This window comes from Parolsenella sp. LCP21S3_E11 (genome assembly GCF_052118165.1).
Lineage (GTDB): Bacteria > Actinomycetota > Coriobacteriia > Coriobacteriales > Atopobiaceae > Parolsenella.
In genome coordinates this window covers 120,414-140,488 of the sequence record NZ_JBQKHS010000001.1, presented here as the reverse complement: position 1 = coordinate 140,488, position 20,075 = coordinate 120,414, and the positions used below count along the sequence as shown (strand labels likewise).

At 63.8% G+C, this 20,075-nt stretch carries 14 protein-coding genes; 6 read left to right on the top strand and 8 right to left on the bottom strand.

Annotation, left to right across the window (positions count from 1 at the left end):
- Position 1: 1 nt before the first annotated feature.
- Positions 2–937: an undecaprenyl-diphosphate phosphatase gene (locus tag ACTQ1Z_RS00665; RefSeq protein WP_441858781.1), complete on the bottom strand. Its 936-nt coding sequence runs from the start codon at positions 935–937 to the stop codon at positions 2–4.
- Positions 938–1,480: 543 nt separating this feature from the next.
- On the opposite strand from ACTQ1Z_RS00665, the gene ACTQ1Z_RS00660 reads away from it, so the two are divergent.
- Both ACTQ1Z_RS00660 and ACTQ1Z_RS00655 read left to right on the top strand, forming a co-directional pair.
- On the top strand, positions 1,481–1,930 hold the full coding sequence (locus tag ACTQ1Z_RS00660; protein ID WP_320678766.1) for a universal stress protein: 450 nt from the start codon (positions 1,481–1,483) through the stop codon (positions 1,928–1,930).
- Between the two features lie 366 nt (positions 1,931–2,296).
- On the top strand, positions 2,297–3,328 hold the full coding sequence (locus tag ACTQ1Z_RS00655) for a coiled-coil domain-containing protein (protein ID WP_441857920.1): 1,032 nt from the start codon (positions 2,297–2,299) through the stop codon (positions 3,326–3,328).
- Positions 3,329–3,433: 105 nt separating this feature from the next.
- Here ACTQ1Z_RS00655 and ACTQ1Z_RS00650 read toward each other — a convergent pair whose 3' ends face one another.
- Positions 3,434–4,339, bottom strand: a complete 906-nt coding sequence (locus tag ACTQ1Z_RS00650; RefSeq protein WP_320678769.1) for a DMT family transporter — start codon at positions 4,337–4,339, stop codon at positions 3,434–3,436.
- A 56-nt stretch (positions 4,340–4,395) separates the two neighbouring features.
- On the opposite strand from ACTQ1Z_RS00650, the gene ACTQ1Z_RS00645 reads away from it, so the two are divergent.
- Complete coding sequence (locus tag ACTQ1Z_RS00645; protein WP_441857917.1) at positions 4,396–7,416, top strand: insulinase family protein; 3,021 nt, start codon at positions 4,396–4,398, stop codon at positions 7,414–7,416.
- A 659-nt stretch (positions 7,417–8,075) separates the two neighbouring features.
- Here ACTQ1Z_RS00645 and ACTQ1Z_RS00640 read toward each other — a convergent pair.
- Positions 8,076–8,708: a nitroreductase family protein gene (locus tag ACTQ1Z_RS00640; RefSeq protein WP_320679494.1), complete on the bottom strand. Its 633-nt coding sequence runs from the start codon at positions 8,706–8,708 to the stop codon at positions 8,076–8,078.
- A gap of 32 nt (positions 8,709–8,740) precedes the next feature.
- Positions 8,741–9,535 (bottom strand): Cof-type HAD-IIB family hydrolase, encoded by a 795-nt coding sequence (locus ACTQ1Z_RS00635; RefSeq protein WP_320679496.1) that lies wholly within the window; start codon positions 9,533–9,535, stop codon positions 8,741–8,743.
- A 117-nt stretch (positions 9,536–9,652) separates the two neighbouring features.
- On the opposite strand from ACTQ1Z_RS00635, the gene recQ reads away from it, so the two are divergent.
- Both recQ and ACTQ1Z_RS00625 read left to right on the top strand, forming a co-directional pair.
- Entirely contained in the window at positions 9,653–11,614 is a 1,962-nt protein-coding gene (gene recQ, locus ACTQ1Z_RS00630) for a DNA helicase RecQ (RefSeq protein ID WP_441857914.1), read from the top strand.
- Positions 11,615–11,719: 105 nt separating this feature from the next.
- The gene (locus tag ACTQ1Z_RS00625; protein WP_441857911.1) at positions 11,720–13,048 is read left to right on the top strand and encodes a homoserine dehydrogenase; all 1,329 of its coding nucleotides are present in this window, start codon (positions 11,720–11,722) and stop codon (positions 13,046–13,048) included.
- Positions 13,049–13,515: 467 nt separating this feature from the next.
- Here ACTQ1Z_RS00625 and ACTQ1Z_RS00620 read toward each other — a convergent pair whose 3' ends face one another.
- On the bottom strand, positions 13,516–14,064 hold the full coding sequence (locus ACTQ1Z_RS00620; protein WP_320679500.1) for a DJ-1/PfpI family protein: 549 nt from the start codon (positions 14,062–14,064) through the stop codon (positions 13,516–13,518).
- Positions 14,065–14,421: 357 nt separating this feature from the next.
- On the opposite strand from ACTQ1Z_RS00620, the gene ACTQ1Z_RS00615 reads away from it, so the two are divergent.
- Positions 14,422–16,359: a GTP-binding protein gene (locus ACTQ1Z_RS00615; protein WP_441857907.1), complete on the top strand. Its 1,938-nt coding sequence runs from the start codon at positions 14,422–14,424 to the stop codon at positions 16,357–16,359.
- 91 nt (positions 16,360–16,450) lie between these two features.
- On the opposite strand, the gene ACTQ1Z_RS00610 is transcribed toward ACTQ1Z_RS00615, so the two are convergent.
- The 3 genes from ACTQ1Z_RS00610 to ACTQ1Z_RS00600 all read right to left on the bottom strand — a co-directional run bounded on the left by ACTQ1Z_RS00610 (position 16,451) and on the right by ACTQ1Z_RS00600 (position 19,987).
- Entirely contained in the window at positions 16,451–17,251 is an 801-nt protein-coding gene (locus ACTQ1Z_RS00610) for a U32 family peptidase (RefSeq protein ID WP_441857904.1), read from the bottom strand.
- Positions 17,235–18,470 (bottom strand): peptidase U32 family protein, encoded by a 1,236-nt coding sequence (locus tag ACTQ1Z_RS00605; RefSeq protein ID WP_441857901.1) that lies wholly within the window; start codon positions 18,468–18,470, stop codon positions 17,235–17,237. Before ACTQ1Z_RS00605 ends, ACTQ1Z_RS00610 begins: the two co-directional genes overlap by 17 nt.
- A 128-nt stretch (positions 18,471–18,598) precedes the next feature.
- A complete protein-coding gene (locus ACTQ1Z_RS00600; protein ID WP_441857899.1) occupies positions 18,599–19,987 on the bottom strand; it encodes a transglutaminase-like domain-containing protein in 1,389 nt (462 codons plus the stop codon).
- Between the last annotated feature and the right edge of the window lie 88 nt (positions 19,988–20,075).

Genomic DNA, 20,075 nt, shown 5'->3' with positions numbered 1-20,075 from the left:
CCTATGCGATGCCAAGCGCCGGGGCAATCACGAGGAAGAACGCGAGCACGACCACGCCAAGAACTATGCGGTACCAGCCGAAGACCTTGAAGTCATGCTTGCGCACAAAGCCCGTAAGCCACTTGATTGCAACGAGCGACACCACGAACGCCACGACAAGGCCCACCAGCATGATCCCCCACTCATTGACGCTCATCGCGGCGCCCTTGAGCATGAACTTGACGATCTTGAGCAGGCTCGCGCCGAACATGACGGGAATGGCGAGGAAGAACGTGAACTCCGCCGCCACGGCACGCGTGCAGCCAAGCAGCAGGCCGCCGATAATCGTGGATCCCGAGCGCGACGTGCCCGGCACGAGCGAGAGGACCTGGAAGCAGCCGATGCCGATCGCCGTCTTATACGTGACCTCATCGACACTCGTAATAGCACCGAAGTCGGAGTCCTTCTCGGCAAGGTCATCGGTCACGCCCGGGGCGAAGTGCGCTCCGTGAGGGCGCTCGGCAACCATCTCGGAACGACGACGCGCGCGCCAGTTCTCAATCAGGATGAACGCGATGCCGTAGACGATGAGAGCACCGGCAACCACATAGGAGTTGTGGAAGTGCTCGTCCATGAAGTCATCGAGCGGCAGTCCGATGACTGCGGCGGGGATGCAACCCACGACAATCTTGCCCCAGAGGCTCCAAGTGGCACGACGACCCTCCTTGCCCTTGCTTGGGCTAAAGGGGTTGAGCTGATGGAAGTACAGCACGCAGACGGAGAGAATCGCACCCAGCTGAATAACGACGAGGAACATGTTCCAGAACTCTTCGGTGACGTTCAGCTTCACGAACTCGTCGACCAAGATCATGTGACCGGTCGAGGAGATAGGCAACCACTCGGTGATGCCCTCGACCAGGCCGAGGAAGGCGGATTTGAGCAGGTCGATGGGGTTCATTGGGATCATTCAGGACCTTTCGATTTGAGCGCGGCGGGATGCTGCGATTGATTGCGTGGCTGCGGTTGGTTCGGTGGGCACGCCGAAGCGGGCGCGCGGCGTCACCGAACGGGACGTCATCGCCGGGGTGGATGCCACCGGGATGGCGCTGCCGAGGCGAGTAGACAACCAGACGCGAAGCGTCGTCGAGGCGGAAACTACGCCACTGATTATGATGCGCCAAACGAGCAAGGCGTCCATCGGGCGCCCGATGTGACAAACCCCACAGAACCAGACGCAGCCGATTCGCCCGCGGAACCAAGCGAGGCACGCGTTGGCGTGGGGCGCACGTGTTGGCGCGCAGTACGCCTATGACATGCTAAGCCGCCCCAAGCGTACAGAATCGCATACGGTCGCCGTCCACCGACGCATTCGCCCGCACGTCCATGAGCCGCTCGAGATTCCGCAGCAGGGGTATACCTAGGGCATGACCGGACGCGGAGCACCCACCCCATACCCGGCCGGGGCTCACAGGGGACCCCATCCAGAGAAACGAGGTACGTTATGGCAACCCTCAACGACATTGGTTATAAGAAGGTATTCGTCTCGCTCGATGGTTCTGAGCAGCAGGACAAGGTGCTCAGTCGCGCCATCGTCGTAGCGGCAAACAACGGTGCGGAGCTATACATCGGCCACGTCATCGACTCCACGGTCCTCGAGACCGCCGGCGCTTTCCCGTCAGACCTCATTCCCGGCATGGACAAGGCATTCCGCGAGTCCATCGAGCCCCTCGTTGCCGAGGCGAAGGCGAACGACCACATCCCGAAGGTCGAGGTTCAGGTAAAGACCGGTCGCATTCGCGAGACCCTCAAGGAGGAGCTGCTCGACGTCATTAAGCCTGACCTCGTACTTTGCGGAGCACGCGGCCTATCGAGCATCAAGTACGCCCTGCTCGGCTCCATCTCGACGTTCCTGCTTCGCAACACCGGCTGCGACATCCTCGTCGTGAAGTAGCATTCGCGCCGGCACCCTGCCGCACATCGTGGCCCGTGCCCGTACCAAGCAGCGCCGCTGCAGGTAAAAGCATGTAATAGCAGGGCTTTTCACCCGCTCCACGCAAACGCCTCGCCTCGCGGAACGTCAACTGGCAGAAATCACACAAGCGCCGTCGATGAACATCCCATCGGCGGCGCTTGGCCCTATTTAGCTGGGGAATGTGTGAAGTGGGCCAATAAAAGGTAGACTACTGTCCGTATGTCCTTCGATTCGAGTACAACCTCGTCTCGCGGACACGGGCCATCCGGCGTCACTCGCCGCCTTGTCCAATGGTAAAAAAGGGGCCGGAGCGCGTGCGGTCCTAAGACTGACCTCGGGAGTAGCATGAAGAAACGCAGCGTGAAGGCAAAGGCGGTTCTGGCCGTAGTGACCAGCGTCGTCCTATCCACGTGCTGCGTTCTGGCACTCCCCGCTCACATAGCCCACGCCACTTCAGTCGATGAGCTCCAGACCAAGGTCGACGAGGCGGCCATGGCCTATGACGAGGCAACGGCCAAGGTCAACGAGCTCCAGACCAAGATCGACGAGTCACAGGCCAAGATCGACGAGGTCACCGCCCTCCTCCCCGAGCAGCGCGACCGCGCCGCGGTGTCGATGAGCTCCATCTACAAGATGCAGCAGGACACCCCGGGTCTCGTGAGCCTGCTCCTTTCTGCCAAGGATTTCTCGGATTTCCTCACGACCTACCAGTACATCAGCGCTATCCAGCGTTCCAACTCCGATGACCTCAACGAGCTCGTCAACATGGAGAACGAGCTCACGAGCGCCCAGCAGACGCTTGCCGCCGCCAAGGAAGAGGCTGACAACCAGCAGCGCCAGGCGCAGGAAGCCATGAACCAGGCCCAGGCCGCGCTCGATCAGCTCAACGCCCAGATTTCCGCACAGGCAGCCGCCGAGGCAGCCGCTCGCGAGAACGCGAACACCCAACAGAATCAGACGCCCGAGACTGACTCCAGCAACACCTCGAACGGCAATTCCAACGCAGGCACCGACACGGGCAAGTCCGATCCGGGCGCGACCGACGGCTCCGAGGTCGAGACGGACGGCGAGTGGATGATCGGCTATGCATCCGCCTACTCCGTCGCTGACAACACCGGCGGCAACGCCACCGCCTCGGGCGACATCCTCACGGACGACTCCATGACCGTCGCCGTTCCGCTGAGCCAGCGCTATCTGCTTGGCCGCACCGTTCAAATCCGTTACGGCGGCAGGACCATCACCGCAACCGTGAACGACGTGGGTGGCTTCGCCCAGCACGGCCGCGTTCTCGACCTTGCGGGCGGTTGCTGGAAGGCCTTCGGCTGCTCGTCGCCCTATGAGTGGGGCGTTCGCGCCGTTCAGTATCGCTTCCTGTAGCATTGGCCGCGAAAGCCCAGCACGATCCCATCGCAACCAAAGCAAGGCGCCAAGGTTCATCCGCAACAGCAGACGGGGCAGGCACCCGACCCACGGCCAAAGCCCTTACGCAGTGAGATACACCATCGTGATGATCATCGCGAAGCCAATGAGGTCCATCGGCGAGAAGGTCGTGCCGAGCCACAGGACGGAGAAGATCGTCGCGGAGATGGGCTCAGATGTGCCGAGCATGTTCGCACGGAGCGGGCCCAGATCCTTCACGCCCTGCATGTAGAACGCATAGGCCAGGAAACTACCTACGACGGAAATGGCAACGAGCGCCACAATGCCCGCAAAATCGAATACTGGCACGTTCTCCCACGGATGAATCAGGATGGCAAGGCCGCCGCCCGAGATGAGCATCGAGATGGCATTGACGACGGGGCTGCCCCATTTCTCGAGAATCTTCGCCGGAACGGCAGAGTAAATGGCATAGGTCGTGGCGGTTGCAAAGCCCCAGAGCAAGCCATTGAGCGGCATAGCGAGCTTGCTGGGATCCCCTCCCGTGGCAAGCAGGAACGTACCGCCAAGGGCAAGCGCGAGACCCAAGGATTCGCGGCGACGCGGAAGACGCTTGGCAACCGCACAGGAGAAGATCATGAGCAGGACAAGCGAGAGCGCCTGGAGAACCGTAGCCGTCGCGGAGTTCGTAATCTTGATCGTCATGATGTAGCTGAGAGAGTTAACCATCATGCAGAAGGCCGTCGCAAAGAACAGACCAACGCCGGAGGACCTGGGACTCGTCCTGACCGCCTCACCAAGCTCGGCGAAGCGCTCCCTCTCGCGCGGAGCGGCGAAGACATAGACGAAGAACAGGAGCGATGCCGTGAGCTGGCGCACGCAGAGAAGCCACAGCGGAGTCACCCCATAGCCATCCATCAGGAACTTTGCACATGTGCCGGAAAAGCCCCAGCATGTGCCGCCCAAAAGCGTGAGGAGAACGCCGCGCCTCACGTTGTTTGCCTTCGTCATTCGCTTCCCTTGCGTGATACAGTCAGTGCCAACAGCAACCTGTGAAAGGTACCATCATGTCTTCCGCATTTTCCACCCTTAATTTAAAGCTTTCTGTCGGTGGCATCTATCATGGCTTCACCATCGAGATCGCCGAGGATTTGCCCGAGATTTCAGGCACCGCATACGTGATGCGCCACAACGCGACCGGAGCGCGCGTCATGTGGCTCGCCTGCCCGGATGGCAACAAGGCCTTCTCCATTGCCTTCAAGACACCGCCCGCGAACGACACGGGCGTCTTCCACATCCTCGAGCACTCGGTGCTGTGCGGCTCCAACAAGTTCCCCGTAAAGGAGCCGTTCGTCCACCTGCTCAAGAGCTCGATGCAGACCTTCCTGAACGCGCTCACGTTCTCTGACAAGACGATGTACCCCGTCGCCTCAACGAACGACCGCGACCTCGAGAACCTCATGGAGGTCTATCTCGACGCGGTTCTCCATCCCAACATCTATAGCCACCCGCGCATCTTCGAGCAGGAGGGCTGGCATTACGAGCTGGGCGAGGCCGCGGACGAGGCACAGGCCGCAGACAGCGGCGAGACCGCCGAGGATACGGACACCGGCAGCGACGCAGAGGGCGCGGATGCCAACGCCGCGGGCCTCACTACCCGTCCGCTTACCTGCAACGGCATCGTCTACAACGAGATGAAGGGCGCCCTGTCGGACCCGGACGAAATCCTCATCATGGGCATCAACCGCCAGCTCTTCGGCGAGACGCCCTACGGTTGGGTCTCCGGCGGCGACCCTGCGGCAATCCCCTCCCTCACCTACGAGGAGTTCCTCGACACCCACGCGCGCCACTACCAGCTCTCGAACTCCTACTCGATCCTCTACGGAGACCTTGACATCGACGAGAAGCTCGCGTTCCTCGACGAGCGCTTCATGGGTGCCGAGGACCGCCACGCAGGTAACCCCAACCCCCTGCCCGTGTGCCCTGCGCGCGTGAGCGGCCTCGTCCAGATTCCCATGCAGACGACGCCCGACAACGCCTGCGTGGGCGTCGCCTACGTGTTCGCCCGCTCCTCCCAGCGCGAGCGCGTCCTCGCCGCGGACGTCCTGATCGACGCACTTGTTGGCTCGAACGAGGCGCCGCTCAAGCGCGCCATCCTCGAGAGCGGCCTTGGCCAAGACGTGAGCGGATTCCTGTACGACGGCCTCCTCCAGCCCATCCTCATCTTCGAGCTCAAGGGCGCCAAGCCTGGCGTTGCCGAGGAGTTCCAGAAGCTCGTCGAGGACACCTGTGCCACCCTCGCCCGCGAGGGGCTTGGGCAGGACAACCTCGAGGCCTCGCTCGCCCAGGCGGAGTTCAACCTGCGCGAGGGTGACTGGGGCTACCCCGATGGCATCGGCCTCGCCATCCAGGCGATGAGTGGCTGGCTTTACGATGACGCGGATGCGACCCTCTACCTCCGCTACGAGGACGCACTCGTCCACATGCATGAGGGCCTCGCACAGGGCTACTTCGAGCGGCTGCTCTCCGAGGCCATCTGCGGGTGCGACCACAAGTGCCTGGTCGAGGTCGTTCCCACCGAGGAGGAGCGCTCCGACGAGGCCCAGCGTCTCGCCGCCAAGCGCGCCGAGCTCTCTGACGCCGAGCTTGCCGATATCGCCCGCGAGGCGGAGGAGCTCCATGCGGAGCAGGCCGCCCCGGACGCCCCCGAGGCCCTGGCCACGCTACCGCGCCTCGAGCTCTCTGACATCGGAGACGGCCCTGCCGAGCCCGAGACCGTTGCCGTTGAGGCTCCCGTCCCGTGCTTCCGCCACGACATCGACACGCGCGGCATCGACTACGCCTACTTCTACTTTGGCCTCGACAAGGTGGACTTCGAGGAACTCCCCTACGTGAGCGTGCTCGCAGGGCTTCTCGGCAGGCTCGACACGGAGACGCGCAGCGCCTACGACCTCGACACGATCTGCGAGTCCAAGCTCGGCTTCCTCTCCTTCTTCACCGAGACCTACAACACCGATGGAGACGAGATGAGCGCCCGCCCGAAGCTCGTCGTGGGCGCAAGCGCGCTCTCCTCGAACGTCGAGTGGCTCGCGAAGCTTCCCTCCGAGGTGTGGGCGACCACCAAGTTCACCGATCGCAAGCGCATCGCCGACATCCTCACGCAGCGCCGCCTGGGGATGGAGCAGTCCTTCGTGAACTCGGGTCACGCCGCGGCGCTCTCGCGCGTGAACTCACAGTTCATGGCAAGCTCCGTCGTCGCGGAGAAGCTCGGCGGCGTTGACTTCTACCTGTTCCTGCGCGATTTGCTCGACCACTTCGACGAGCGGGCCGAGGAGCTCGAGTCGAAGCTTGGCGACCTCTGCCGCCGCATCTTCTCCACCGGCAACTGTGAGATGAGCATCACGGGCCCCGGCGAGGACGCGAAGCGCTTCTGGGAGGCAGCCGATGGACTTGGCCTCTCAAGCGCCGACGAATCCGACAAGGCACTTGTCGTTCCCGCACCCCAGGCTCGCGCCGAGGCCTTCGTCGTACCCGCTAACGTCTGCTTCGTGGCAGAGGGCATGGCCGGCCTCAAGCATGGCACCAAGTCGAGCGGCACTTGGCGCGTCGCGTCGCAGGCGCTCTCCTACGAGTACCTCTGGAACGAGGTGCGTGTGCTGGGCGGAGCCTATGGCTGCGGCTTCCGTTGCACGACCGACGCGCTGCTTGAGATGTACTCCTTCCGTGACCCCGCCGTCGACCCCACGGTTCGCCGCTTCGAGGCGGCGGCCGAGTGGCTTGCCGACTGGAAGCCCACGGACGAGGAGCTCGAGGGCTTCATCGTCGCGAGTGTCGCCGGCCTCGACGCGCCTGTGAAGCCGCGCCAGCTCGGACGCAGGCTTGACGCCCAGCGCCTCTCCGGTCGAGGCGAGGACTGGCGCGAGCGCCGTCGCTCCGAGGTGCTCGCCACCACGGCGGACGAGCTGCGAGACCTCGCGCGTCCCCTGGCCGAGCTCCCCGAGAACCGTGGCATCTGCGTCTTCGGCGGCAAGGAGCAGATCGCCGCCAGCGCACTCGACCTCGACGTTCGCGAGCTCTTCAGCGCATAGCGAGGGCGCGTCCGCCATCAATCGCGCGGGTGCCCCGCACGTTAGCTATGTCTCGCGCGGATCGCGCCTGCACGTCGGCTATGTCCCGCGCGAGCGACAACAACGAAAACGTAATTCCGCCGAGGTGGTCAAAAACACCATCTCGGCGGACGCTCATTGCCCGTTTCAAGACAATCCGGAGGGCAAAATCGTATGCATAGGGCTCTTCTTGCGTCCACGACGATCGCCGTCACATAGCCCCAACGCGCTTACCTGCGGTTTCGTCTTTTAGCTCATTTGGACCGTCATCTTGCGATGTCGAAAACCTAGAAATTCCGTCCGCCGCGCAATGGTTTTTGACCACCCCGGAGGAAATTAGCCTTTCGAGATTGCCATCGAGATCGCCAAATACGACCCCTCCGCACCTGCGGCCAAAATAATATACAGAAGACGGAATACTCTATGCATTTTCGAAGCAAACCGTCGTCTGATGGTCCAGTGACGACCAACCATGGCGGTCCCGCAACAGAAGGGGGGGGTCGGCCCACGCCCACCGCCCCCAGCCAAAGCCAAAGCCAAAGAATGGCCGTCTTCCAAAGTGGGCTCACGTTCAGCAAGCAGCCATCGCCCATCGGCCCGGCCCGCCCATAGGTTAGCACCCGCTCGACAGCCAACCCCGCCTAGCGCCCGATCAGGACATCCTCGAGTGAGCGCTTGGGCACATGGTGGACGCCCTTGGCATCACGCCAATAGTTAGTGGATCCGTCCGGACTGGCGGAAAGGGGCTCAAGCACAACCTTCTCGGCGGGACGCCCCAACGCGAGCACCATGAGGGGCTCGACGCCCTCGCCCCCAAGGCCAAGAGCTTGAGACACGCCGGCCTTGTTGAAGGCATGCAGCATGCAACCGCCAAAACCGGCCTCAACTGCGGCGAGCATTATGGTCTGAGCGGCAATTCCCTCATCGACCGAAGTCGTCGCACCATGGCCCGCATCACAGATCACGATATAGCCGGTAGGACGCTCGCCCTCCTCGGGACCATCCCAATCCTTGAGAGCACCAGCCCACTTGAGCTGGGAAAACACCATATCACGCTCGTTTGCCGAGCTCACAAGGCGAAAACGTAGCGGCATGCGGTTGGCACCGCTCGCCGTGAGACGCGTGAGGCTCGCAAGTTCTGCGAGAAGGGTCCCGGGAATGGGGTCGCCCTCGTCGAAGCGTCGATAGCTACGGCACGCTCGTACCGTCCGCGCGAAATCACCAAGGTCAAAGTCTTCCTCGGCAAGACGCGCCAACTCATCAATCTCGCTCATGGTTCCCCTTTCGCCGCACGCGGGTTTAGCACTTAGTCAATCAGTCCATAGTGACGCAGCGCCAGAGCGATGCCGTCCTTGTCCACGTCCGTCGTCACGTAGTCCGCAGAGGCCTTGGCGTCATCGGTCGCATTGCCCATCGCCACGCCAATCTCGCAATATGCGAGCATCGTGACATCATTGCCGCCGTCACCAAAGGCGATTGTCTCCTCGCGAGAAAGGCCCAGGTGCTTGAGGGTGGCCTCGATGCCCTTGGGCTTGCTACTCGTGGCAGGAACGACGTCGCAGAACAGGTCACACCAGCGGGTGATGATGCAGTCGCTCATGACATCGGAGACCTCATGCTCCTCGTCCGGGCCAGCAAACGCGCAAAACTGATAGACAGGCTCATTGAGCGCCTCGGAGAAATTCAGCACGGGATATTCATAGGCAACCATGCGCTCAAGCTCGCGAACTTTCTCCGAGCGACGGTTGCAGAAGACGCCATTGCGGTTGAGCAGGAGGGCATCGAACATGCCGTCCTCGACGCACTTCACGAAGCGACAGGCAATCTCATGGTCGATGGGCACGTCCGCGTAGACGCCGCTCTCGTCATAGCACATCGAACCGGTCATAGTGATATAGGCATCGAAGGCGTCGTCAAAGCCCGGGAAGCCGTCCTTGATGCACCAGGGGAGCTGGGCCGTCGGACGGCCGGAGCAGATGCAGCACTTGACGCCGCGCTGCCTGAGCTGGACAAGCGCGTCCTTGGTGCTTGCGGGGATGAGATGGTTGGTCTTGTCCGAGAGAAGCGTGCCGTCGATATCGAAGAATGCAGCCTTGACCACACGAGTTCCTTTCTGAGCCTTGGTTTCAATACCTAGCATAGCAGCGCGATCGAATAGCTAAAACATGTCCGCAATGACTCGTACAATGTCGTAACCAAGACTCACGAGGGAGGGCGTATGGGAGAAATCGACACGAGCCACGGCAGCATAGGCAGGATCGGCTCATCGGGCCTCGCCAGGCCCCGCCATGGCGAGGACACCGCGCTCGCCATTCTGCGCTCCACCTTTGGCTATGAGGCCTTCCGCCCGCACCAGGCAGAGATTGTCGACGCTGCGCTCGCCGGTCGCGACGTCTTGGCGGTAATGCCCACCTCGGCAGGCAAATCCATCTGCTATCAGGTCCCCGCCCTCGCGCTCGGCGGCCTCGCCCTCGTGGTATCCCCGCTTATTTCCCTCATGTCAGACCAGGTGACGGCGCTTCGCCAGGCCGGCGTGGCCGCCGCGTGCCTTAATAGCGCGCTCGGCGCAGAGGAGCGCCGCGAGGTCCTCTCCCAGGCGTCTCGCGGAGAGCTCACGCTGCTCTACGTCGCGCCGGAGCGCCTCGATGACCCCGCCTTTCTCGATATGGCGAGCGGGCACGGCGTAGCGCTGCTCGCCATCGACGAGGCACATTGCATCTCGCAGTGGGGCAATGACTTCCGCCCCAGCTACCAGCGTATCCGCAGCTTCATTGACGCCCTGCCCACGCGCCCGCCCGTGATGGCGCTCACCGCCACGGCAACGCAGCAGGTCCGCGAGGACATCGAGGCATCGCTTGCCCTCCGCAATCCGCTCCGCGTCGTGGCGAGCTTCGACCGCCCAAACCTCTCCTTCTCCGTCGAGCGTCCGTCGAGCCGCGCGGACAAAAACGCCGCGCTGCTCGAGTTCGCACGCACCCGCGAGGATCGCTCTGGCATCGTCTACTGCATGAGCCGCCGCGCCGTCGAGGAGGTGTGTGATTCCCTCTGCGAGGCAGGCCTTGCGGCGACGCGCTACCACGCTGGCCTTTCGCCCGAAGAACGAGAGCGCAACCAGGAGGATTTCCTCTTCGACCGCAAGACTGTCATGGTGGCCACGAACGCCTTCGGCATGGGCATCGACAAGAGCAACGTGAGCTACGTCGTCCACTACAACCTGCCGCTCTCCCTTGAGAACTACTACCAGGAAGCGGGCCGCGCCGGGCGTGACGGCACGCGCGCGGAGTGCCTGCTGCTCTACAGCCCCGGGGACGTCCACACCGCGGAATTCCTCCTCTCGCGCACCCAGCGCGACGACCTCACGCCGGAGCAGCTCCAGACGATGCACGAAGCAGACGAGGCACGCCTCCGCCAGATGGTCTTCTACGCCACCACGACGGACTGCCTGCGCTCCTTCATCCTCCGCTACTTTGGCGAGGAGGCACCCGCCTACTGCGGCAATTGCGGCAACTGCCTGGCAGACTTCGAGGAGGTCGACGAGCGCACGAACGCCCTCAAGATCCTGAGCTGCGTTGCGCGCGTCCGCCAACACGCGATTGCAGCCAATAGCCCCGCCACGAGCGTGGGCGCGGGCTCGCTCGTCGACATCCTGCGCGGATCCCGCGCCGCGAAGGTGCTCGAGCGCGGTTGGGATTCGCTCTCCACCTACGGCATCATGTCGGAGGTGCCCGTGCCGCGCATCCGCGCCATCATCGATGAGCTCGTCTTTCGCGAGTACCTCACACGCTCGTCCGGCGACTTTCCCACCATCGAGCTGGCCGGCCGCGGCGTGGTGTTCATGAAGGGGGACAAGCCCTTCATCATGCGCGTCGCCAAGGGCAAACCCCGCGCACCCAAGCGCGACGAACGCCGCACGCGCAAGGCGCGCAACGCCGGCGAGGAGGCACCCGACCTCACGCCCGAGCAGGCAGAGCTCTTCGAGCGCCTTCGCGAGCTTCGCCTTTCCATCGCGCGCGAGCAGCAGGTGCCGCCCTACCTCATCTTCAACAACGCCACGCTCGAGGACATGTGCCGCAAGCGTCCCATCAGCGCAGAGGACCTTCTCGAGGTCTCCGGCGTGGGCGAGAAGAAGGCAGAGCGCTACGGACAGGCCTTTCTCGACGCAATCGCCCAGGAGGCATAGGGGCGGCAAGGACACATGCCGGCAACCTGCGAGAGCGCTGCCTCCGCTACAATCTGCATCATCCAACACGCACGCGACGCCGCTTGCGGCACGAAGGAGTAACCCATGCGCACCGTGAACGTCGGCATCATCGGACTCGGCACCGTGGGTGGCGGCGTCGTCCGCCTCATCAACTCCCACCACGACGACTACGTCGCCAACTATGGCATCGACCTCGCCATCACCCGCACCTGTTCCCGCAGGGTCGAGTCCGCCCGCGCCTGCGGCGTCCCCGACGAGGCCTTCTCGACCGACTGGCAGGACGTCGTGAACGACCCGGGCGTCGACGTCGTGGTCGAGCTCATCGGCGGCGAGCACCCGGCAACCGAGATTTACGAGGCCGCCTTCGCCGCCAGCAAGCACGTCGTCACCGCCAACAAGGCCCTGCTCGGCCGCCACGTCGAAGCCCTCGCCGCCAAGGCTCGCGAGAACGGTGTCCAGCTCAAATGCGAAGCCAGCTGTGGCGGCGGCATCCCCATCGTGAGCACGCTCGAGCGCGACCTCGTGGGCAACAAGATCCTCACCATCGCCGGCATCCTCAACGGCACCACGAACTACATCCTCAGCCGCATGGAGTCCGAGGGCGCCGATTACGCGGACGTCCTCGCAGACGCCCAGGCCAAGGGGTACGCCGAGGCTGATCCGTCCGCAGACGTCGATGGCTTCGACGCCGCGAGCAAGACCGCCATCCTCGCCTCCATCGGTTTCGGCACGCGCGTCACCACCGATGACGTCTACCAGCAGGGCATCCGCACCATCGCTGCCGAGGATATCGCCGTGGTGCACGAGCTGGGTTACACCATCAAGCTGCTGGGTATCGCCCGCAACACCCCCAAGGGCGTCGACGTGCGCGTTCATCCCACGATGATCCCGCTCGACCACCAGCTCGCCAAGGTTTCCGGCGCCATGAACGCCGTCTACGTGGTGGGCGACGCCGTGGGTGAGACGATGTTCTACGGCGCCGGCGCCGGCTCCTTCCCCACGGCGAGCGCCGTCGTCGGCGACATCCTGACGCTCGCAGACCCCATCTCCAAGGGCGCCACGCCGCTGCCCGAGGCAGAGCCCTTCTCCCACACGCTTCCGCTGCGTTCCATGAACGATCTCGAGACGAAGTACTACGTGCGCCTCACCGTGGCAGACCGCGTGGGCGCCCTCGCCGAGACGGTCAACGTCTTCGCGAAGCACGACATCTCGATCTCCCTCATCAACCAGCTCGAGGACGCCTCTTCTGACAGCGACACCTGCTCCGTCATCTTCCTGACGCACAAGGCGCTCGAGAAGAACATGCAGGCTGCGGCCACGGAGCTCGCCGAGGCAGAGTGCGTGCGCAAGGTCGCCAACGTCCTGCGCATCGAGGACACCAGCGCCTGGTCTGACGGGGTTATGGCGAACTAGGACAAACCAGACCGCTCAGCCAGTCGCAGGGGCCGGGGCACTGATTCAGTCGCCAGAGCTAGGACGCGACAACCGAGCCACCGAGCGCACCAACATACCGCGCGAGAATGACGCGCCGGCAGCCGCCAAGAGTAAGCTGCCGGCGCGTTTGCTTTATGCATCGGCCGCGTCTTTTGACTCGAACCATATGACATATATGTCATATCTGCTGCTAGATGTACTGGAAGTAATACTTACCTCTCAATATGACTTATATGTCATAAGGCCAGGTAGATGAACCCATCTCCATGCAGCTATTATTTGTTGTGAATATGACTTATATGCTATATCCGCAGCTCAGAAGCATATAAAGGGGGCTGCTGCCCATCCGGACAGCAGCCCCATCAAAGTGGTCCTTGTTGACTCGTCGCTAGCAAGCTCCCGCGAGGTGCACTGCCGGCGGGCGAATCATCTCCGAGACTTGCGCCTTACGCTAGTGCGGCCTCGATGGCGGCGCAGAACGTCGGCAGGTCATCCGGGCAGCGGCTCGTAATGAGCGTCTGACCGTCAGAGTCATCGACGTGAGCCTCCTCGTCAACCCATACGAAACCGCCGTTCTCCATGTCAATGCGATTGAACTCGCAGCTGGTCACGGTCTTGCCCTCGGCAACGCCGGAATTCACGAGCAGCCACGGGCCGTGGCAGATGCACGCGACGACCTTCTTGGCCTCCATGAACTCGCGCATGATGCGGTGCGCCTCCGGGTTGATGCGCAGGCGATCCATGTTGACGGTGCCGCCGGGAACGATCAACACGTCATAGCCCTCAGCCCCAGTCTCCGCGAGCATCTTGTCAGGAACGACCTGCTGCGAGTCATAGCGGTCCCCCGTCACGCAGTCAATCGGGTTCTGAGCTGCGGCGATATCAACCTCCGCACCACGCTCGCGCAGGAACTCGACGGGCTGGAGAAGCTCGGGCTCCTCAGTGCCATAGCCCTCGACGATGACGAGAGCGCGCTTGCCAGTAAGATCTGCCATGGTATCCCCCTGTCCGGCGCCTAGGCGCCAACGCATACGTGCAATGGTGTAACGATACCCACGCAGACGGGCCATCGAGCGTCGCATCCGCCAAATGGTTTGAGGGCATCGGCAAGGAGAAACCGGCATCATGGGCAATCACGACCGTTGGCACTCGCGTAGGCAAGGCCGCTTTCCTCACAATAGCGAGGCAGCCGGGACGGGATGGTAAGGCCGCCTCACGTCTTGACCAAGACGCTCACCGGGGAGACGATTGCACCCACACGCAAGCACTCAACGCTCGGGAGACCTATGAGGCAGACGGTTGTCGGCATATTGGCGCACATCGACGCAGGTAAGACCACGCTCGCGTAAGCGATGTTGTTCGACGCGGGCACCATCCGCACCTGCGGGCGCGTCGACCGCGGTGACTCCCACCTCGACACCGACCTCATGGAGCGTGACCGTGGCATCACGATCTTCTCCTCCCAGGCGGCTCTCGTGCGCGCAGACACCGCGATCACGCTGGTGGACTCCCCCGGTCACGTCGATTTCTCCGCCGAGGCGGAGCGGACGCTCGCCGCCCTCGACCTCGCGGTGCTCGTCGTAGGCGCAAATGACGGCATCCAGGGTCACACCCGCACCCTCTGGCGCCTGCTTGAGCGTCACGGCATCCCCACCATCATCTTCGCGAACAAGGTAGACCTTCTGCCTGACGCGGGCTCTCTTGCCGAGAGAAACGCCCTGCTTGCGGCCCTGCGCGCAAGGCCCTCCGAGGGATGCCTCCCCATCGAGGAGCTAACCAGCGAAGCCGCTGCCATGACGGACGAGGCGGCGCTCGAGGAGTTTCTCGAGACAGGCGAGCTCAATGGCACGACCACTCGGCGTCTCTTCGCCGAGCGCCACATCTTTCCGTGTCTGTTTGGCTCGGCCCTCAAGAACGAGGGCGTGGCCGAGCTTTTGGATACCATCGCCAAGCTCGCGCCCGACCGCGCCTGGCCCGGCGAGTTCGCCGCTCGCGTGTATCGCGTAAGCCGTGGCGACCGCGGCGAGCGAATCGCCTGGCTCAAGATCACCGGCGGCGAGCTCCACGCCCGCCAGCAGGCAGACGGTGTGACGGACGGCATACCCTGGTCCGAGAAGATCAACGAACTCCGTATCTACACGGGGTCGCGCTTCGAACCCATATCAAACGCCTCCGCCGGCGGCGTCTGTGCCGTAACGGGTCTCTCGCACGTTCGCCCAGGCGATGCGCTGGGTGCCGAACCCGCGCCAGAGCGTCCCACCTTGGCGCCCGTTCTCACCTACGGCGTGCTCACGGGCGACGCCGACATCCACACGGTACTCAGCGCCTTGCGAGAGCTTGCCGAGGAGGACCCCATGCTCGCCGTCTCCTGGGACGAGCACCTGCAGGAGATTCGCTTGAGGCTTATGGGGGCGGCCCAGCTCGAGGTCATCCGTGACCTCATGGCACGGCGCTTTGGCCTCGATATCGACTTTGGCCCAGGCAGCATTCTGTACGAGGAGACCATCTCGGAACCAGTCATGGGTGTTGGCCACTTCGAGCCCCTGCGCCACTACGCCGAGGTTCATCTCCGCCTTGACCCGGCGCCGCGCGGCAGCGGCGTGACGTTTGGCTCCGAGTGCTCCGAGGATGACCTTGACCGCAACTGGCAGCGCCTCATTCTCACGAACGCGCAGGAACGAGACCTCGTAGGCGTTCTCACCGGCGCGCCCGTGACTGACGTTCGCATAACCCTCGTTGGAGGCCGCGCCCGCCTCAATCACACCGAGGGCGGCGATTTCAGGCAAGCAACCTATCGCGCGATGCGACAGGCGCTCATGACTGCCCGCGAGCTCGGAGAATGCGTGCTGCTTGAGCCGTGGTACGCGTTTGAGCTCGAGCTACCCACGGACAAGGTCGGCCGTGCGATGTCTGACCTCACGAGGATGTCCGCTCGCTTCGGCTCTCCCGAGCAGATGGGTGACGAGGCTCGGCTCACAGGCGAGGTTCCCGCGTCTGAGCTCGGCGACTATGCCTTGCAACTTGCCGAATACACGAGCGGCCAGGGAAGGATCTCTCTCGAGTTCTCCGGCTATGAGCCATGTCACGACGCGGATCGCGTTATTGCGGAAGCGGGATATGACCCCGAGGCGGACCTTCCCAACACGCCGGATTCGGTCTTTTGCAGCCACGGCGCGGGGTACACCGTCAAGTGGCATGAGGTGCCGGAGCACGCTCATGTCGAGGTTGATCCGTCGCGGCTGTGCCCCTGGCGCTCGGCGGCAGAGATCATGGGCGAGGCGGGGCGGTAGAAGGCGCGGCTCGGCGCGGGGGCGGCTCGCCGCAGGGACGCCTCGCCGCAGAGGGTGCCTCGCCACCTTGGAACGTTGTGTGGGAGGCTAGCTACTCGACGCCCGTCTGAGCAAGGCCCTCGATGCCGTGCCGCTCCACACCCTCACCGGCAAGCGCGCGACGAAGCCTCGCGAGTGCGTCGCAGGCCTCGTCAACACTCGTCGACGCCGCGTCGACAAGCAGACGGGCAACGCCCGCCTCGGCAAGGTTAGTCGCATAAGGCACGAGGTCGAGAGGTTCATCGAGGTAGATGCGAGAGCGACCGCAGGCATCCGTGCGCACGGGCAGGGCGCGCTCGTCGATGTTCACGAGCCAGTGGGCCTCGCCCCGATGCGGGCAATGCACGTGGTCGCGATCGCAGTCATAGGCGACCTGCAAGGCACAGTGCTCGCACGTCATGATGCGCGGACGCCCATAGACGGTCGCGCCAAGCGACAAGGCATCCGCCTGTGCCAACTCGCACGCCTCATCAAGCGAGAGCTCCGGAGACAGCCAGGCGAGCCGAGCACCAAGATCGCCAATAAGCCGCAGCGTAGACGTATTGTGCACAGGAATACAGGAGCGCGTCTCGACAAGGGCGCCGCACTCGCGAGCGAGGGCGAGCTCGGAGACGTTACCCACCGCCGCCGGCATCCCGCCGCGCAGCCACGGGTCAACGCGGGCATGGTCCGCCTCGCGGCAAACCTCGTCCAGCACGGGGATGATGCCCTCCTCCGCCACACGGGCGAGAAGTTCAGACGTGGGCTGTGCGTCAATAACGTCGAGGTAAATGCGGGTGGCACCAGCAGCGCGCATGACGGGCACATCATCAATGCTGCGCACGAGCGCGCAGAGCTCAGAGTTCTTGCTCAAGCTCGCTCACCGCCCTTGCCGCAGCAAGCTCCAACGCCACGGATTTCGTGACTCGAGCGGGAACACCCGGCTCCATCGGCCTGGGACAGGAGCACTCGATGACGTCTCCCGCTCGAGCGTCACACGGAGCCTTAACCACGAGGAACCGCTCGGGATCCCCTTGTGGCCTGAGCTCGATGGAGTCGCCCTCCCCCACGGGCGCGGAGAGACGCACGTGCACGGTGCCATGCAGCTGCTGGCCATCGCGCGGCTTGAAGCCGAGCTCGGGCTCGAACCCCACGACCTCGCCCGCGAGCTCGCCACGGTTGCCGCTACGCTCATAGCTCATGAGCTCATTTCCCGAGGTGCCGTGCAGATATGCGTCGGTGAGGCCACGGTTGAACGTGCGCTTGAGACGGGCCCGCGCAGAGCCAGGTACGTCGGCTCCGGCGGCAATCGCGTCAAGCGCCGCTCGATATGCCGAGGTAACGGCCCAAACGTATGCCGCCGGCTTCATGCGCCCCTCGAGCTTGAAGGCAGAAACGCCCGCGTCAATCATGGGCCTCAGGTCATCAATCACGCAGTTGTCATGCGTGCAGAGCGGGCGTTCGCGATCCGGCACCTGAAGGCGCACGCCGCGTTCGTCCACGAGATCGAACGGCAAGCGACACGGCTGGGCGCAGAGGCCCCGGTTGGGAGAGCGGCCCTCGCGAAGGAAGCTCGAGAGCATGCATATGCCAGAATAGCTGGGGCAAATAGCCCCGTGCGAGAAGACCTCGAGCTCCGCGTTCGTCTCCGCGGCAACGGCAGCAATCTCCGCCAGCGGCAGCTCGCGAGAGAGCGTCACGCGCGAGGCGCCAAGCTGCTCGCACAGGCGGACTCCACGGGCATCATGTACGTTCGCCTGGGTCGAGACGTGAATCTCCGCTGAGGGAAATACACGATGCACCTCGGCAATAAAGCCCAGGTCCTGGATGATGAGGGCGTCAGCACCCGCGTCGAGCACACGACCCGCCGCGGCAACGGCGCCAGCGAGTTCCGCCTGCTTCACGACAACGTTCATCGTCACGTAAACGCGAACGCCGCGAGCGTGGGCGAAGTCGCATAGCCCCGCAAGCTCGCCAGGCCCAATACCTCCCGCACGACGGCGGGCGTTGAGCTCGCCGGTAACACCGCAATAGATCGCATCCGCCCCCGCCGCGACGGCAGCGAGGAACGCCTCGCGATCCCCCGCCGGCACCAAGAGTTCCGCTATGTCATCCCTGGTTCTCATCCCAAATAAGTTGACAAAGGGACAGTCCCTTTGTCAACCCGCGCGCCGCCACCTGAAAAAGGGACAGTCCCTTTTTCAGGTTTCGCGCGAGGCCACTAGCTCATGGAGACGAGGGTGGTTTGCCAGGTAAAGTCATGGAAGGTGAGACCGCGGTCGCCGACGACCAACTCGCCAACCTGGTTGTCATACGGGTCCGCGCGCAGAATGTCGCACGCAGGCGTAAGCGGAGCCATGGACTGCGAGTTCGCGACCATGCGCCACGGGCCAAGGTTGCCAAAGTAGAAGCGGCGGCGCGCCTCGTCGCCGTCGCGGCGGGCGGAGGAGCCGAACGAGCAATCGGCCCAGAGCCATCCAAGGCCCTCGACGTAGAACATCGCCCAGTCATGCGGCCCCACGTAATCGGGTGCCGCATAGAGGCCGCTCTGCCAGCGCGCGGGCACGCCACCCAGGCGGCACAGCGTAATGAACGTGACGGCAAACACGCCGCAGTCGCCGCGAAGCGACTTCGCGCACGAGTCTGCGATGGGATCGAGCAGCAGGTACTCAGGCTGGAAACGGTAGTCGACGTTGTTCGTCACGTAATCATAGGCGGCACGCGCACGGCCAAGCGCATCATCGGCAGGGATGGTCGCGAACAGGCGATCCACAAGTTCGCGCAGGTAGGGCGTGAACGTAACATGTGGCCGCTGCTCGGCGACATCCGCCACCTCGGGCGCGGGTGCCGGGGCAAAGCGCGCGTCGAGCGCTGCCGGACTTGGTGTCTCGCACCAAAGGTCCACGTACGGCGCGCGAATCGTGTACTCGTAGTCCACGTAGAACTCACGCTCGCCGCACGTCTCCCAATAGGCCGTTCGCTGCGGCGCGTCAGCGGGCGCCACCCGAACGCCCGACGTGGCATCTCGCAGCTGGATGTCGCAGATCTGTGGGCACTCGGCAGGCAGGGGCAACCAGCAGCGCACGGGCGTATCCGGCGTCACGTCAACGCCCCCGCCCGCCGCGATGCTCGCGCGGATGCGAATGCGCCGCTCGGCGAAGCCCTTCTCGCGCATCTCATCGAGAACGGCAAGCTGCTCTGTGCGGTCCTGCACGGGGCACGCGAGACCAGGCACGTCCTCGGGATACTTCCGCAGCGAGTCGACGAAGTTGTCGAGAAAGCGCTGCTCTCCCTCGACGAGACGCCAATCGATGCGCCGCGCGTCAACGAGGCGGTCAAGGTCGTCCTCGGAGAAATCCGGCCACTCCGCGCGCACCTGCCCGAGGGCCGCCTCTCGCGTCACGCAAAAGTCGAGCGGCGTACGCAGCATGCGGGCACGTTCAGCGCGCAGGCAGGACGCAAGTTCGGGACGCGTTCCCGCACGCAGCTCGCCCTCGATGAGACAGATGGCACGCTTGAGCTGTCCCGCATCCTTAAGCCGCTGAATCTCCGGCGGAAGGCCATCATCCAAGTGGCGCAAATCGTCGTTCGTAGCCTCGAACTCGTTCATAGCGAAAGGCCTCCCTGAGCCTTCAACCCGCGAGCGCCTCAAGCATAGCGCCACCGCAGCCCGAGCTCACGCACGCAACCTGCAAAAG

Bases quoted from the DNA above. Each gene is read 5' to 3' on its own strand.
- ACTQ1Z_RS00665 (WP_441858781.1), bottom strand. From the start codon at position 937: ATGAACCCCATCGACCTGCTCAAATCCGCCTTCCTCGGCCTGGTCGAG.
- ACTQ1Z_RS00660 (WP_320678766.1), top strand. From the start codon at position 1,481: ATGGCAACCCTCAACGACATTGGTTATAAGAAGGTATTCGTCTCGCTC.
- ACTQ1Z_RS00655 (WP_441857920.1), top strand. From the start codon at position 2,297: ATGAAGAAACGCAGCGTGAAGGCAAAGGCGGTTCTGGCCGTAGTGACC.
- ACTQ1Z_RS00650 (WP_320678769.1), bottom strand. From the start codon at position 4,339: ATGACGAAGGCAAACAACGTGAGGCGCGGCGTTCTCCTCACGCTTTTG.
- ACTQ1Z_RS00645 (WP_441857917.1), top strand. From the start codon at position 4,396: ATGTCTTCCGCATTTTCCACCCTTAATTTAAAGCTTTCTGTCGGTGGC.
- ACTQ1Z_RS00640 (WP_320679494.1), bottom strand. From the start codon at position 8,708: ATGAGCGAGATTGATGAGTTGGCGCGTCTTGCCGAGGAAGACTTTGAC.
- recQ (WP_441857914.1), top strand. From the start codon at position 9,653: ATGGGAGAAATCGACACGAGCCACGGCAGCATAGGCAGGATCGGCTCA.
- ACTQ1Z_RS00625 (WP_441857911.1), top strand. From the start codon at position 11,720: ATGCGCACCGTGAACGTCGGCATCATCGGACTCGGCACCGTGGGTGGC.
- ACTQ1Z_RS00620 (WP_320679500.1), bottom strand. From the start codon at position 14,064: ATGGCAGATCTTACTGGCAAGCGCGCTCTCGTCATCGTCGAGGGCTAT.
- ACTQ1Z_RS00615 (WP_441857907.1), top strand. From the start codon at position 14,422: ATGTTGTTCGACGCGGGCACCATCCGCACCTGCGGGCGCGTCGACCGC.
- ACTQ1Z_RS00600 (WP_441857899.1), bottom strand. From the start codon at position 19,987: ATGAACGAGTTCGAGGCTACGAACGACGATTTGCGCCACTTGGATGAT.